Here is a 15,602-nt window from a genome sequence, read left to right as displayed (position 1 = left end):
AGAAACGATTAAGTGAATAATTAATGTTTCACCGGTTAGGATTAGGAAACCGAATTTAGAGAAAAAACAAAAAGATTTGCAAATAAGATTGACTCAAAAATAGCTTTTCAAATTTTCGAACGTTCTGTTTAAATTGCAAAACCCACAAAATAAGCCTGAAATTATTGATCCATCGGCTGATACAATAAAGACTCGCCCATCCTCTTGTTAAGCTATTTTTAAGTGATGTTTACGTATTTTAATCTTTTGCCTTTTGCATGAATTTTTTAGCGGGGTTCAGAGGGTCTGTCCCGGCAACTGATTGATTACCAATGTTAAAGCTGACTACTGAGCACGCTGACGCAGCACCTCGAAGATCAGAATTCCTGCTGCTACAGATACGTTCAACGACTCTATCTCACCCTTCAAAGGTATTGATACATAGCTATCTATCATCTTGTGCACCTGAGAGGAGATACCCTTGTCCTCCGATCCCATCACGATGGCGACCGGACCTCTAAGGTCTGCCTTGTAATAAGGATAGTCGCTCTTTTCCGAAGCTCCAAGGATTGTAAAGCCCTTTTCCTTGAGGAATTTCAAAACAAACCAAAGGTTTTTGGACCTACAAACAGGGATATTGAAGAGACCTCCAGCCGAGGTCTTAATGGCATCCGCATTGACCTGAACACTGCCTTTCTCGGGCAATACTATCGCATCGGCTCCGGCACAGGCAGCGCTACGGGCTATTGCTCCAAAATTCCTTACGTCGGTGATTCCATCGAGTAGCAGTACCAAAGGCACCTTGCCTATGGCAAGGCTGTTTTCCACAACCTCCCTGATGTCATGGTACTCGATGGGCGACATCACGGCAACTACTCCCTGGTGGTTGCCTGTGGTCAATCTGGCCAAGCGCTCAGCGGGCACTGTCTGCCACACTATATGATTTTCCTTGAGTACATTGAACAACTGATGGCTGAGGTCTCCCTGCAGTCCTGCACGTATGTACACCTTCTCAAGGCTCTTGCCACTCTCGACAGCCTCAATTACGGCTCTTATACCGAATACTATATTTTTCTCTTTCATATATATGCCTTAAGCGCTTATTTTCCTTCCAGTTCACTTAACTCATTCTGGAGTGCTTCCCATTCCTGCATGGCCTTCTCCAGCTCAACATTCATCTTGTCATACTCCTTGACAAGGATGGCCACATCATCACCTTCGGCAGGCTCAGCCAACCTCTGGCTCATCTCTGCAATCCTTGCCTCTAGTTTGGCAATCAGCTTTTCCTTGTCCTCTATCTTGTTTGCAACTCGCCTGACCTTGCGGTTGTACTCCCTAAGTTCTTCAAATCTCTGCTTTCCGTCAACTGGTTCGGCACTTTCCTTTTTCTCCTCCCGACGGGCCTGAACCGCGGGATTGAGTTCGAGTTCGCTAAGCGACTCCATCTTCTTGGCTGCAAGGAACTCATATACGCCTCCGAGGTGCTCGCGGATCTTTTTGTTGCCAAACTCATACATCTTGTTTACAAGCCCGTCGAGGAAGTCCCGGTCGTGGGATACGACAAGCACTGTTCCTTCAAAGTCCTTGAGGGCCTGCTTGAGGATGTCCTTCGACCTCATGTCAAGGTGGTTGGTCGGCTCATCGAGGATCAGGAAGTTGACAGGCTCAAGCAGGAGCATAACCATTGCAAGCCTTGTCCTCTCTCCTCCCGACAGTACAGCAACCTTCTTGTCAACAGCCTCGCCCCCGAAAAGGAAGGCTCCGAGCAGGTCGCGTATCCTGGTCCTGATATCTCCCACTGCCACATGATCTACACTCTCGAGCACTGTCAGACTGGGATCCAGCTTGTCGGCCTGGTTTTGCGCGAAATATCCGATCTTGACCTGGTGACCCAGTTCGACCTTGCCCTGATGCTCCAGTTCATTGAGGATAATCCTCACCATGGTTGTCTTACCCTCACCGTTCTTGCCTACAAAGGCAACTTTCTCACCACGTGCTATTGCAAAGTTGACATCGTCTAACACGTGATGGCTGCCATAGAACTTGCTTACGCCGGTTCCCTTGACGGTAATGGCTCCTGAGTGAGGTGCCTTGGGAAACTTGATGCGCAGGGCACTGTTGTCCAACTCATCTACCTCTATACGGTCAAGCTTCTCCAATTGCTTGATGCGACTTTGTACCTGCACTGCCTTTGATGATTTGTAGCGAAAACGCTCTATAAAGGCTTCGGTGTCATCAATCAGCTTCTGCTGATTACGATAGGCGGCGAGCTGCTGCTCCCGCCTCTCAGCTCTTAGCACTACATAACGCGAATATGGCACCCTGTAATCATAGACTTTTCCAAGGGATATCTCTACCGTGCGGTTTGTTATATTGTCAAGAAAGGCCCTGTCGTGCGAGATAAGCACAAGCGCGCCCTGGTAGTTCTTTAGGTAATCCTCAAGCCACTGTATTGACTCGATGTCAAGGTGGTTGGTAGGCTCATCGAGCAGGAATAGATCGGGCTTTCTGAGCAGGATCTTGGCAAGCTCGATACGCATACGCCAGCCGCCGCTGAACTCAACGGTGGGACGGTCAAAGTCCTCACGCTTGAATCCAAGACCCTTGAGGGTGAGTTCGACATCCCTCTTGTAGGAATGGCCTCCTGCCATGTCGTAACGCTCGGTACACTCGGTAAGGCGGGAAATAAGGTCCATATAGGACTCGCTCTCATAATCCTCCCTCTGTGATATCTCCTCGTTGAGCCTTGCAATCTCGGCCTCGAGGCCGATGATCTCTTCAAAGGCAGTCTCTGCTTCATCTACAACCGTACGGGTGTCGCTGTAGTGGATATGCTGCGGCAAATAGCCGATAGTAAGTTCTTTGGGCATCGAAACATTGCCAGAAGTAGGAACCATCTGTCCTGCAATAATCTTGAGCAATGTTGACTTACCTGCGCCGTTGCGTCCGACAAGTCCTATGCGATCCCTGGAATTTATAAGGAAAGTAACGTCGTCGAATAATCTGAATCCTCCGAAATCAACAACTAACTGATTAACTGATACCATGAAACTTTATGACATAATTTTGTTTCCGGCTGTCGCACAACGTAGGCGGCCCCGGAAGATAGGTTTATTTGTCCAGCGCGACCCTCTCCATCTTCAGATCAGAACGGAAGCGGAACTTGTAAAGGCCTGCATTATAGAAGCCGCCCCAGTTGGATGTCCGCTCAAACCTGAAGTTAAACTGCACCTGGTCGTGTCTGAACTTATCCAGGCAGAGTTCAAAGTCCTCACCATAGCTTGCAATCGCCGAGATAAAGTAATTGGCTACATCATAGCCCCAGATTCCATAGCGTGAAAAGCCTGAAGTGGCATCAGAGCTCTGAAAGAATGGTGATATGGCATGGGGTTCGGTGTGATACCACTGCCTGTATTTCGAAATAAAAGCCTTTGTGTGACTGTCGTTGTAGTCAAGGCCAAAGTGACGGTAGAAGGTACCGTTGAGGGCATGAATCTGCTCGGGTTCCACTGTCTGAAACCTCAACACATCCGACAGACCGTAGAAGTTGATATTTGCCTTGGTCTGCTCCCTTACACCAAAAAGAATGGGTACCAGACGGGAAACTTCCGATAGTTTTGTTGAAGGTACTACGACGTGGTTGGCACTGTCACGGGCAACAAGGTTGATCAAATCGTTCATCTCGTTGGCAGTTGGCAGGTACTCAACCATTCTGACTGCATTCCAGCGGCCCTCTGTGGCTGCAACCTTCTGCCTTAGCAATTGGATAAAGTGCCCTGCATTATCATCCTTTTCAGTCGGTCTGATCACTATCAGTTTGCCTCCTGATGCCTGCTTCACAATATCCTCGGCAATCTTGTCAAATACAAGGTAGTCGGGTGTATTGATATGAAAGAGGTAAGGATTGTTGTCCAGCTGCGGGTTGGTATTCGACATCGGGTAAACTAACGGAATACCATGAGCACGGCTGAACTCGGACACAAGCGGCAATTCGCCTGCCAGTGCTGGACCAATTATCAGGTGCTGCCTGCTAAGTGAGGGATCACGCAGTGCACGCCTGACAGCATTGGTGTCGGGTGCAATGTCGTAAACCGAGAGTTCTACCGAAATACCTTGCTTCTTGAGTGTATCGAGAGCCAGCAGTACTCCGCTGTAAAACTCGGTAAACATCTTGTTGCGGTTGCTTGAGGTCCTTGACTCACGACTTACCTGTATTGACTCAGAATATGACTGATGCTGAGCTGCCGCAAAAGGTAACATCAGGGCTACCCTGATGGGTTCTTTATACCCAAGTGTGTAATTTTTTTCACACCCCACCGTGACATCATAAATGGACATATCGGGAGCCTTGACGGGTTCAGCCTCATCCTTCCTCATTGAAAGGGCTGTCTGACGGGCAAACCATGCATCTGTGGGGATGCGAATCTCATCCCTGGTCTGCAGGTTCTGGAAGTCAATACGTGGATTGATCTGTTTTATCGTCTCAACATCAACATTGTACATGCGTGAAATACCGTACAGGGTCTCTTTACGCTTTACCTTGTGGATTCTGTACAGACTTCTGTCGTTCTGGTCAAGGTCGGCAAGACTCATATCAACCTTGGGCTTGGGCACGCGAATAACGGAACCAACCTTTAGGTCGTTCTCATTCAGACCCGGGTTTAGTGCCTTGATGGCAGCCAGATCGGCCTGATACATACGTCCTATTGAGTAAAGAGTCTGTCCTGGCTGGATTGTATGATACAGATACCTGTCATCCTCAACAACACCCTGATTACTAACCTCCTCCTCGGCAATGCTCAGGTTGTTGGCCAGCGTGGATTTGAGTATTCGGATCTCGCTGCCGGAAACAAGGACTCCGGAACGAAGGGCCGGGTTGTACTCGAGCAACTGATCCATGGAAATATTGTACTTGCGGCTAAGGCTGTACATAGTCTCACCCGCTTCAACAATATGGTAGATATAGCGCTCATCCCTCTGGCTCAGCTCGGGCATAATATCAACAGCAGCAGACCTGGTCTGGGCAGACTGAGCTGCTTGTCCCGGTGTGGTCTGAACCTGTGGCTGAACAGGCTGCGTCTGAGCAGCCTGGCCCAAAGGCCTTGAAACCTGTCCCTGGCCAGCAGCCTGACCTGCAACACCCTGGGCCGGCAGCTCCGGCTTTGCAGGGATCTGCAATATGGCACCGACTATCAGACCTTTTTCGGTACCGGGATTGTATTTGTAAAGCTCGTCAAGGCTTACATTGTACTTCCTCGACAGAGAATATGCTGTCTGTCCGGCCTCGACCGTATGATAGATAAAACTTGTGGATGTGGCTGTGCCCGGGGTCGCAGTGGAAACCGGAATGCGAAGTATCTGACCTATCTTGAGGGTGCCTTCGATATCGGGATTGGCCTCGATAATTGCCTGCATCGGTACACCGTAGTTAACGCTGATGCGGTAGAGTCCTTCACCCTTCTGAATTACGTGAAGGTAGTACTGCTTGCCATTGATCACCATCTTTTGGGGCAGCTCACCTGTTAGGTTCTGCCCATTTAGTCCGGTTAACAGTACCGAAAAAAGAAAAATTACTGATATAGTGCGCCTCGTGAATTTCATTAACAGCCTTTTTGATAATACATCGCAAATTAGGTACCAAAGATAGTAAATATATACAAATCACCGATTGTCGTATCATTTAGGCTAAGCAAAAACGGCCGGGATTTCGCAATCCGGCCGTCTTTCTATAGTTGCTTTCCTATATTAACAGGAAAATTATTGCTTTAGCTGTGCTTCAATTTCCCTGATCTGGCTCTTAAATTCCTTGTCTGTCTCGATCAGATTGGATATAGTCTTGCAGGCATGCAGCACGGTGGCATGATCTTTCTTACCAATCTTGGAACCGATTGCCGACAGAGAGTTGTTTGTTAAACTCTTTGAGAAATACATCGCAATCTGACGGGCCTGAACAATTTCACGCTTACGGGTCTTGGACTGTAGCGACTCAACGTCAAGGCCGTAATAATTGCACACGGTCTGTTTGATAAAGTCGACCGACATTTCCCTTTGCTGGGTGCGAACCAGTTTCTCAACCACGTTGCGGGCAGTCTCAAGTGTGATTTCATCCTTGTTGACTGTCGAAAGGAAGAGCAAGGAGATAAGTGCTCCTTCAAGTTCACGTACGTTGGTGTTGATATGGCTGGCAAGGTAGTGGATAACATCCTGAGTTACCTTGATTCCGTCCTTCCTTGTCTTGTGGGTCAGTATGTCTATCCTTGTTTCAAAGTCGGGTGCCTTGATATCGGCAGAGAGTCCCCACTTAAAACGCGATAGCAGTCTGTCTTCCATACCCTGCAGGTCGGCCGGTGCCTGGTCGGAAGTCAGCACAAGCTGTTTTCCGCTCTGATGCAGGTGATTGAAGATGTGGAAAAAAGTGTTTTGCGTACCTGTCTTTCCAGCAAACTCCTGAATATCGTCAAGTATCAGGACGTCGATCATCTGATAAAAATTCAGAAAATCGTTTAGTGAATTGCTCCTGATAGAATCTGTATACTGGGTTTGAAATTTGTTTGCACTAACGTAGAGAACAGTCTTATCGGGCGACCGCTCCTTGACCTCGATACCGATGGCCTGAGCCAGGTGGGTCTTGCCTATGCCCGATGAACCGTAAAGGAACAAGGGGTTGAAGGCGGTCTTGCCGGGGTTCTTGGCTACGGTCAGACTGGCTGCACGAGCCAGACGGTTGCAGTCACCTTCTACAAAATTCTCAAATGTATATTGTAAATTCAACTGAGGATCAACATCCAGTTTCTTGATTCCGGGTATTACAAAAGGGTTCTTAATGGAAGGTTGATGGTTTTGAACAGGATCGACGGCCTTGTTGCGAACATCCGTTTTATTGGATGTAGGGAAATTTAAGGTCACACCGGCCTCCTTCTTACGGCCTTTGGCCATTACAACACTGTACTCAAGTTTGGCATTGTCTCCAATGTAGTTGCGCAGCGCACTACGCAGGGGACTGATGTACTGCTCTTCTATAATTTCATAGAAATACAGGCTCGGCACCTGGATGGTGAGTACGTCGTTCTTCAGCTTTAATGGCACAATAGGTTCAAACCAGGTTTGAAAAGCCACGGGGTCGATCGACTGCTTAATAAATTCAAGACACGAGCTCCAGACTCCTTTGTGATCCAATTTCATTTTATTCGGCCTTCCATTAAAAATTTTGAGTTAATATGCTGATATATAGGTATTTTCGAGTGAAAAAGTCGCTATTTCAGTGTTGCTTTAAGACAAAATTTGCGAAAAATATCTTGATAAAAAAATCATTTTCGACTTGCATTTTTCTAAAAATCCTTAGTTCCCTAATACTCAAAGAATTAAATTTCTTAGGGTTGAAGTGTTGATTATCAAGTACTTGCGGGCGAAGTGAAACTTTCACTGAGACGGCTAAACCCCCTGTATGCAAGAGGATTGCTACCCCCTCTCACAAAAAATTCATCCTTTCGTCAAATAAATTCTGACAACGAAATACTGTCAATTTGACAGCAAAGTCAGTCCTTAATTTCCAGCTTACGAAGGGCTTTTTTAAGACTTATAGGCTTATTGTTCTCAAGTGCATATATCTCTGCTCCAGGATATTGCGCCTTGATACGGTCCAGAATGCTCAGGGCTTCCCTGTACGAAGAGCTCTCTCCTACCGTGTAGATAAAAGTTTTGCCGTCAAGAGTTTCTGACACGGGAACTCCATCAAGAACAAGTTGGTTCCTTATCGGAAGGGGTTCTTTGCTTTCAGCGATTTTAACCTTGAAAACGATGCCTTTTTCACGGGCTATGCTTTCATCATCGGTGATATAAATGTTACGACCAAGGTCGATTGCTGAGACTTTTACGTAGCGACCAGGATTCTGCCTTACGTCGGCCAGCAGACGGTCAAGATTGGCCGTAGCATCGGTAAGGTTGAGATAGAGGGTCTCGTCCTTAAGCAGAAGACCCATGGAGCCCTCACCCTGTTCCATTTGGGCAAGGATAGTTGAAAGGCTGAGAAGTGATGAATCCAGCCTGGCAAGCATACCTGCAACATCAGCTTCGGCAATATGTCCGGTAAGTCCATGGATATTCTCAATAGCACCGGCAAGGTTTTCAGACTGACTGTTGAGTGCACCTGTGAAGTTTTCAAGGTTGTTGAGAGCAGAGCCCATGGAGCCTCCATCCTGCATGGCACTATTGAGTGCCATGCTTGTGCGGTTGAGGTTGTCCATTGTTTGATACAGATCTTTTATTGCATGGCTGATTCCTTCTTTATTTTCTTCGGAGAAAACATCGTTGAGATTCCTCAACAGGGTATCGAGTCTCACGATCATGTTTTCTGCTTTGTTTTTCAGCGGAACAATCTCGACGGATACCTGTTCGGTAAGCGAACTAGATATAGCGGTCTGAAGGATGGAACCTGCAGGGAGAACCTTGTCGCTCTCGCCTTGCAGTATCCTGATGGCCTTGGCTCCCAGTATGTCAACTGTGTAGAGCTCGGCAACAGTACCCTCGGTGATAGGCAGATCCTCGGTGATTACAAAGGTGACGAGAAACATACCGGGCTCTTCCTTGTAAAGGCTGATGGACTTGACATATCCCACCTTGAAGCCTTTGTAGTTGACCGGTCCACCTGAGTTAATCTCCTCGACACTCGGGAAAACGCCCGAGTAAATGGTACCACTTGTGAAAATAGAAGCTCCTCTAAGAAAGTTGAGTCCCCATATAAGAATGAAACCTGCTATCAGGACAAGTATGGCAATCTTGAATTCACGTCGAATATTAATCTGCATGTTTAAAATTTAAGATGATAAAAAGATTACTGGCGGAGGGACGAAACCGGAACCTTCTCGCCATTCTTAAAGCCAATTATAAAACTGTCGGGCACTACCTTGCGTACCTCGGGCAACTGCGCAGCAATCTGATCATAAGTGGTGGAGTACCCCGTCGTGTACTTATATATGTTACCTTCCTTGTATTCCCATACCTCCTTAAAGAGTTTGTATGGGCCAGTACCTTCCTTGATACGGGTGGTTGATGCTGCGACCTGGATCCTGAATTCTATCTTATCAGTGGAAGGGGCCTGAACTGTGGCTGTCGTGGCCGACTCAGCCTTTCCCTTATCCGCTGACTGAGCCCCGGCCGAAGTCAGAGGCTGGCCTGTTGCCTGTGACTGAGTTGAGGTCGAAGTCTGCTCCTTACCTGAGGCTGTCTGGCCTTTGTCTTGTCCTTTGCCCTGCTGAGCCCTGTCCTGTCCCTTTGCACTCTGTCCCTTGCCGGAATCCACACCGTTGACATTAACATTACTCCTTGCCTCGAAGCGGTTTTTATAATCACGTATAGCACGGAAAATAGCCGATGCCAGATAGGTCTGTCCCTCTTCCGACATCATAAACTTCTCCTCGTCCTGATTGCTCAGAAAGCCCAGTTCAACAAGTATCCCCGGCATCGCAGTCTTGCGAAGCACAAGAAATCCGGCCTGCTTGACACCTCTGTTATGGCGTCCTACCCTTTTCTCAAACTGTTGCTGAATTGCCGATGCAGCCTCGATGCTCTGATCTAGATATACATTCTGCATCAGCTCGAAGATTATATATGACTCCGTCTGGTTGGGATCGAAGCCCTCATACTTGGTGGAGTAATCATCCTCGAGGATGATTACTGAGTTTTCCTTCTTTGCTACCTCTAAGTTTTCTTCAGATCTGTGAAGACCCAGCACAAAGGTTTCTGTACCCTGAATCTTTGGGTTACTGATCCAGTTGGCATGTATGGATACGAAAAGGTCGGCCTTTGCCTTATTTGCTATCTCGGCCCTTTCATCAAGGGGCACGAAGACGTCAGTGTTGCGGGTGTAAACCAGGTTGAGGTCGGGCATCTCTTTCTTGAGATATTCACCGACCTTAAGCGCCACCGCCAGTACTATGTCCTTCTCCTTTGCAGTCTTGCCCAGTGCTCCGGGGTCCTTGCCGCCGTGTCCTGGGTCCAGCACCACCGTTCGGAAACTCCCCCTGCTCTCCTTCTGTGCAGCGGCATCCGATACCGCACCAATGCCTATCAAAAGTACAGCGCCCAGATATGCCAGGCGTGAGAATATAGAATTGAAACTAAACTGCATATCAAGCTTGTTTGGAATGAAATCCAGGCCAAAAATAATAAATATCTAAGACTATAGGGCAAAAATGAGGCCGAAAGGTAATTATGGCCGCTTAAAGAGGATTAAGCTATGCTTAGGCTTTTTTTATATGGCTAAATGCCGGAAGACCATTTTTTACCTTATTTTTGTGCCATATCAAAAACAAAGCAGGTGATATCTTGAGTAGCAAGACATTTAATATCATAATAAGGTTCAGGATGTTAAGCAAACGTTCCGTGCTGTTGAGCTGCTTTTCATCCTTTTTGTTTGCTGCCCTGTCGGCTGCTACTACAGCCGAAATATCCAATGCCCAGGTACAAGATACTATCCCGCAATCCAGTGTCCCAGCTTTTGACGAGCTGGCCCTGCCGTCAGCGGTTGAAACATCTGACTCTCTTGCTGCAGGTACCGATACGACGAAGAAGGCCAGACCTATGTTTGAGGCCGAGATTCAATATGGTGCAAAGGACTCGGTAATCTTTGACCGTGGCAAGGTTCACCTCTACGGTGATGCAAGGGTCAGTTACCTTGACGTTGAACTGAAGGCGTATTATATCGAACTCGATATTGACAGTACGCTGGCTTTTGCCGAGGGATATATTGATGAGAACGGTGAGGAAAAGGGACTGCCGGTATTTAAGGATAAGAGTGGCGAGTACACGATGCGCCGGATGAAGTACAACTTCGAAACTGAAAAGGCGATAATAGAGCACGTCGTTACAACCCAGGGCGAAGGCTATGTGGTGAGTGAATGGGCCAAGAAGAATGATGACAACTCGTACTTCCTCAAGGACGGACGCTATACCACCTGCGACCACCTTGACCATCCTCACTTTTATATTAATATGACAAAGGCCAAGGTTATCCCGGGTAATAAGATTGTTACCGGACCGGCCTACCTTGTTGTGGAGGATGTTAAGATTTTCCCGCTGTTCATCCCCTTTGCCTTTGTGCCATCGACAAGCAGCTACAGTTCGGGGATCCTGATGCCTTCCTACGGTGAGGAAAGCAACCGTGGCTTCTTCCTCAGGGATGGTGGTTATTACTGGGCTGCAGGTCAGTATTTTGACCTCTCACTGACCGGAGATATCTATGCTAACGGATCATGGGGCTTGAAAACTGCTTCGAATTACAGGAAGAGATATAAATACAGTGGTGCTTTTAACCTGCAGACTATAACAAACGTAACCAGTGAGAAGGATCTTCCCGATTACAGCAAATCAAAGGACTTTTCTATAACATGGTCTCACCGTCAGGATGCAAAGGCCAATCCAAACAGTTCGCTGTCAGCCAGTGTAAACTACTCAACAAGCTCATTCGACCGTAACAATGTAGGTAGTATCATCAATCCTGAGATTCTGGCACAAAACCAGAAGCGTTCAAGTATTTCCTATACCAAACGCTTCCCGGGCTCACCATTCAACCTGTCGGTCAACCTCCTGCACTCACAAAACAGTAGGGATACTTCTATCAACCTTACTATACCCGACTTTACCCTTACTATGAGCCGGATCTACCCATTCAAGAGCAAGAACAAGATAGGTACTAAGGAAAGGTGGTATGAGACTGTAAGTATTTCATATAAGGGTAACTTCAAGAACGAGGTCAAAACACATGAAAGGGATCTGAGCTTTACAGCCAAGAGCCTTAGCAATGACTGGAGAAACGGTGCAAAACACTCTATTCCGGTGTCGATGAACCTCAAGCTGCTGAAGTATTTCACTCTGACTCCAAGTTTTAACTATAATGAAAGATGGTACCTGAAGTCAATCAGAAAGAGCTGGGATGAGGAAGCCCAGAAGGTGGTAGTTACAGACACAGTAGGAGGCTTTCAGAGGGCATACGACTATAGCTTTGGTGTAGGTACCAGCACAAAGATTTATACGTATTACAGACCCATCAGAGCTTTGTTTGGTGACAAGATTAACGTCATACGACACGTGATGACCCCAAGTGTTAGCGTGGGCTATACTCCCAACTTTACCGACCCCAAATACGGCTATTTTGATCATCTGGAGTACTATGATGTAAGGAGCGATAGAATCGTCAAGCAGGACTACTCAATCTATGAAGGTAGTATCTATGGTTATCCTTCAAGCCGTGAGTCGGGTTCAATCGGTTTTAACCTTGGCAACACACTTGAGATGAAGCTTAAGAGCGACAGGGATTCAACCGGATTTAAGAAGGTTGCAATTCTTGAAGCACTAAACTTTAGTACTTCATACAACATGCTTGCTGATGAGTTTGCTCTTAGCAGAATTAACATGAATGGCCGTACCAAGATCTTTGGTACCAATATCAGTTTCGGAGCTGTTTTTGATCCCTATGCTCTGGATTCAGTACAGGTATCTCCTACTACCAAGTCTGTACAACGTATCAACAGTTTTGAGTGGTCGGCCAACAACAGGCTTGCCAGGTTGGAAACAGCAAACCTGAGCTTCGGCTTCAACTTTGGGGCTGATACCTTCAAAAAGAAGAAGTCGGATGATGCAGGCAACCAGAGCGACGATCAGAGCAATCAGTTGCCTGAGGCCAATCCTCTGGATGATCCTGATGCTTTGGAGGAGGCTGTATTGCCTGTCCTGGATGTTGAACCTCTGGAGGAAGGTGATGAAGGCTATGCCAAGTTTGAGATGCCTTGGAATATCAGCGTCAACTACAATATGCGGGTCATACCCAATACTGCCAAGTTTGACCCGGTTGCCAGGAAGTTTGACTACAAGTTTACTGCTGATGTGAGCCTTTCGGGTAATGTATCGCTTACCAAGAAGTGGAGTATCAATATGTCTACCGGTTACAACCTGGAGCGTAAGGAGATCTCTCACACCAACCTGAGCATTAGCCGTAACCTGCACTGCTGGAACATGAACTTCAACATGGTGCCCTTCGGTGCTTACAAGTCGTTCTTCTTCTCAATCGCTATCAACAGCACTATGCTTCGTGACCTGAAGTACGAGAAGAGGAGCCACCCGCGCGACAATCCAAACTGGTTCTAGAAGCTGCTTTATTTCTACTGTCGTTTTGTAAAGGCATACTGCACATTCAGCCACTGAAATAAATTTGCTAAAAATCCTCCTTTGCGCCTAAAATTCAGGAAACTCGCTTCGCTCAGACAGCCTGAATTTCTTAACGGCTCCAAATCGGATTTTCTTTACGCAAATTTCTTAAGGCAGCTTCATGTGCAGTATGCCTCGATTTGCCAACTGCTCCCCCATCTGAAGAAATAAATCATACCAAGAATCCGGCCTCTCGCCTAAAATTCAGGAAACTCGCTTCGCTCAGACAGCCTGAATTTCTTGACGGCTCCAAATCGGATTTTCTTTACGCAGATTTCTTAAGGTTGCTTCATGTGCAGTATGCCACGATTTGCCAACTGCTCCCCCATCTAATGAAATAAATCATGCCAAGAATCCGGCCCCTCGCCTAAAATTCAGGAAACTCGCTTCGCTCAGACAGCCTGAATTTCTTAACGGCTCCAAATCGGATTTTCTTTACGCAGATTTCTTAAGGCTGCTTCATGTGCAGTATGCCACGATTTGCCAGCTGCTCCCCCATCTAATGAAATAAATCATGCAAAGAATCCGGCCCCTCGCCTAAAATTCAGGAAACTCGCTTCGCTCAGACAGCCTGAATTTCTTGACGGCTCCAAATCGGATTTTCTTTACGCAAATTTCTTAAGGCAGCTTCATAGTGAGTTTTCTGTACAGTTGGATATTGCCACACGGGTGGTAAAAAAGGAAAGAGCCTTGTCTGCAACTGAAAGGAATGATACATTTGCAGGAAACAAAGACGAGCAGTATGAAAAGAATAATTAGTACCCCGGATGCCCCGGCAGCAATTGGCCCTTACAGCCAGGCAATAGAAATTAACGGCACCCTGTATATCTCAGGTCAGATACCTGTAGATCCTGCAACTGGCAAGGTTGTAGAAGGTGGAATTACCGAACAGACTCACCAGGTAATGAAGAACATCGGAGCCATCCTTAAGGCGGCTGGATGCAGCTACAAGGATGTAGTCAAGTCAACCTGTCTCCTGGCAAATATCGAGGACTTCAAGGCAATGAACGAGGTCTATGCTACTTATTATACAGAGGAGCACCCTGCAAGGGCCGCTTTTGCAGTCAAGGCCCTTCCACTTGGTGTACTTGTAGAGATTGAGACAGTCGCCGTAAAGTAAGCGTCAGATCTTAGACAAGCGACAAGGGTCCGACCGCAACGCTGAAAAAACGGGAACTGCATTACAGAGTCCAAAGCAGCTCTCCCACACAAGAAACGCAAAGCGGGCATTCCCGAAGGAAACGCCCGCTTTGTTGTTTGTTTGAAAAACGTAGTGTAGTTAATACCTTATTCTGCTACAACTTCAAATTCAATTTCGACTTTTACCTCGCGATGTAACTTGATAGTAGCCTTGTAGTTTCCAAGTTCCTTAACGGCTTCCGGAATCTCAATATTCTTACGCTCAAGTTTGAAACCTTGGGTTTCAAGAACTTCAGCGATCTGGATATTGTTAACTGATCCGAAGATCTTGCCGCTTGCACTAGCCTTGGCACCGATAGTAAGCTTCTTGCCTTCAAGTTTACCAGCCAGAACAAGAGCTTCTTGTTTCAGCTTTTCTTCCTTGTGAGCCCTTTGCTTCTTATTTTCAGCATGTACTTTAAGTGCTGAAGGTGTTGCCAATACTGCCAAACCCTGGGGGATCAGGTAATTCCTGCCGTAGCCGGGCTTTACCTTGACTATATCACCTTTTTGGCCCAGTTGAGCCACGTCTTCTTTTAAGATAATCTCCATCATGGTCCTTTTCCTCCTAATATTATTTCAACAAGTCAGTTACAAAAGGCAGCAAGGCCAAATGACGAGCTCTCTTTACTGCACGAGCTACCTTCCTTTGGTACTTCAATGAAGTTCCTGTCAAACGACGTGGAAGAATCTTGCCCTGTTCATTCAGAAATTTCTTGAGGAATTCAGGATCCTTGAAGTCAACATACTTAATCCTGTTCTTTTTGAATCGGCAGTATTTCTTTTTCTTAATCTCTACTGACGGAGGTGTAAGATATCTGATCTCACTTTGATTTTGTGCCATGGCTTAGTTCTCCTTTACTTCTTCTTTTTTGTTACTTCTTCTCTTTTCAGCATACTGCAGCGCATACTTGTCAAGTTTAACTGTCAGGAAGCGAATCACACGCTCATCACGGCGATAGTTTACTTCCAAAGTTTCGACAAAAGAAGGGGCTGCCTTGAACTCAATCAGGCGATAAAAACCTGTTGACTTCTTGTCGATAGGATAAGCCAGTTTGCGAAGGCCCCAGTTCTCCTCATGGACAACTTCGCCTCCATTCTCCAGGATCATATTCCTGAACTTTTCTACCGCTTCCTTCATCTGAGCATCAGACAAAACGGGAGTTAAAATGAAAACGGTTTCATAACTGTTCAACATAGAAACGATTTTTTGTTTATTAATTGATTAGCGGCGCAAAAGTAGT

General features: G+C 46.6%; 12 protein-coding genes. 3 read left to right on the top strand and 9 right to left on the bottom strand.

The features are described 5' to 3' along the window. Positions 1–324: 324 nt before the first annotated feature. The 6 genes from rlmB to M9189_RS05285 all read right to left on the bottom strand — a co-directional run bounded on the left by rlmB (position 325) and on the right by M9189_RS05285 (position 10,105). Positions 325–1,062 carry a 23S rRNA (guanosine(2251)-2'-O)-methyltransferase RlmB gene (gene rlmB, locus M9189_RS05310; RefSeq protein WP_250725185.1) on the bottom strand — a complete coding sequence of 246 codons (738 nt, stop codon included), beginning with the start codon at positions 1,060–1,062 and terminating at the stop codon, positions 325–327. Positions 1,063–1,079: 17 nt separating this feature from the next. Continuing rightward, positions 1,080–3,026 carry an ABC-F family ATP-binding cassette domain-containing protein gene (locus tag M9189_RS05305; RefSeq protein WP_250725183.1) on the bottom strand — a complete coding sequence of 649 codons (1,947 nt, stop codon included), beginning with the start codon at positions 3,024–3,026 and terminating at the stop codon, positions 1,080–1,082. 64 nt (positions 3,027–3,090) lie between these two features. Further along, on the bottom strand, positions 3,091–5,580 hold the full coding sequence (locus M9189_RS05300; RefSeq protein ID WP_250725181.1) for a LysM peptidoglycan-binding domain-containing protein: 2,490 nt from the start codon (positions 5,578–5,580) through the stop codon (positions 3,091–3,093). Between the two features lie 156 nt (positions 5,581–5,736). Then, positions 5,737–7,161 (bottom strand): chromosomal replication initiator protein DnaA, encoded by a 1,425-nt coding sequence (dnaA, locus tag M9189_RS05295; protein ID WP_250725179.1) that lies wholly within the window; start codon positions 7,159–7,161, stop codon positions 5,737–5,739. Positions 7,162–7,514: 353 nt separating this feature from the next. Beyond that, entirely contained in the window at positions 7,515–8,783 is a 1,269-nt protein-coding gene (locus M9189_RS05290) for an MlaD family protein (RefSeq protein WP_250725177.1), read from the bottom strand. A gap of 26 nt (positions 8,784–8,809) precedes the next feature. Beyond that, positions 8,810–10,105 carry an N-acetylmuramoyl-L-alanine amidase family protein gene (locus M9189_RS05285; protein WP_250725175.1) on the bottom strand — a complete coding sequence of 432 codons (1,296 nt, stop codon included), beginning with the start codon at positions 10,103–10,105 and terminating at the stop codon, positions 8,810–8,812. A 197-nt stretch (positions 10,106–10,302) separates the two neighbouring features. Between M9189_RS05285 and M9189_RS05280 the strand changes: the two genes are divergently transcribed. The 3 genes from M9189_RS05280 to M9189_RS05270 all read left to right on the top strand — a co-directional run bounded on the left by M9189_RS05280 (position 10,303) and on the right by M9189_RS05270 (position 14,299). After that, positions 10,303–13,119 carry a putative LPS assembly protein LptD gene (locus tag M9189_RS05280; protein WP_250725173.1) on the top strand — a complete coding sequence of 939 codons (2,817 nt, stop codon included), beginning with the start codon at positions 10,303–10,305 and terminating at the stop codon, positions 13,117–13,119. A gap of 540 nt (positions 13,120–13,659) precedes the next feature. Then, positions 13,660–13,938, top strand: coding sequence for a hypothetical protein (locus tag M9189_RS05275; RefSeq protein WP_250725172.1), 279 nt, complete (start codon positions 13,660–13,662; stop codon positions 13,936–13,938). Beyond that, entirely contained in the window at positions 13,922–14,299 is a 378-nt protein-coding gene (locus M9189_RS05270) for a RidA family protein (RefSeq protein WP_250725170.1), read from the top strand. The genes M9189_RS05275 and M9189_RS05270 overlap by 17 nt, the downstream gene beginning before the upstream one ends. Before the next feature lie 167 nt (positions 14,300–14,466). Here M9189_RS05270 and rplI read toward each other — a convergent pair whose 3' ends face one another. From rplI to rpsF, 3 genes are read right to left on the bottom strand one after another with little or no spacing between them, the layout of a single operon-like run. Further along, on the bottom strand, positions 14,467–14,913 hold the full coding sequence (gene rplI / locus M9189_RS05265) for a 50S ribosomal protein L9 (RefSeq protein WP_250725168.1): 447 nt from the start codon (positions 14,911–14,913) through the stop codon (positions 14,467–14,469). Between the two features lie 19 nt (positions 14,914–14,932). Continuing rightward, positions 14,933–15,202, bottom strand: coding sequence for a 30S ribosomal protein S18 (gene rpsR, locus M9189_RS05260; protein WP_250725167.1), 270 nt, complete (start codon positions 15,200–15,202; stop codon positions 14,933–14,935). A 3-nt stretch (positions 15,203–15,205) separates the two neighbouring features. Beyond that, a complete protein-coding gene (gene rpsF / locus M9189_RS05255) occupies positions 15,206–15,556 on the bottom strand; it encodes a 30S ribosomal protein S6 (protein WP_250725166.1) in 351 nt (116 codons plus the stop codon). Between the last annotated feature and the right edge of the window lie 46 nt (positions 15,557–15,602).

Origin of the sequence: Xiashengella succiniciproducens (genome assembly GCF_023674465.1) — a bacterium.
In the GTDB taxonomy this organism is placed as follows: Bacteria; Bacteroidota; Bacteroidia; order Bacteroidales; family Marinilabiliaceae; genus Geofilum; species Geofilum succiniciproducens.
This window is presented reverse-complemented; position numbering and strand designations above follow the sequence as displayed.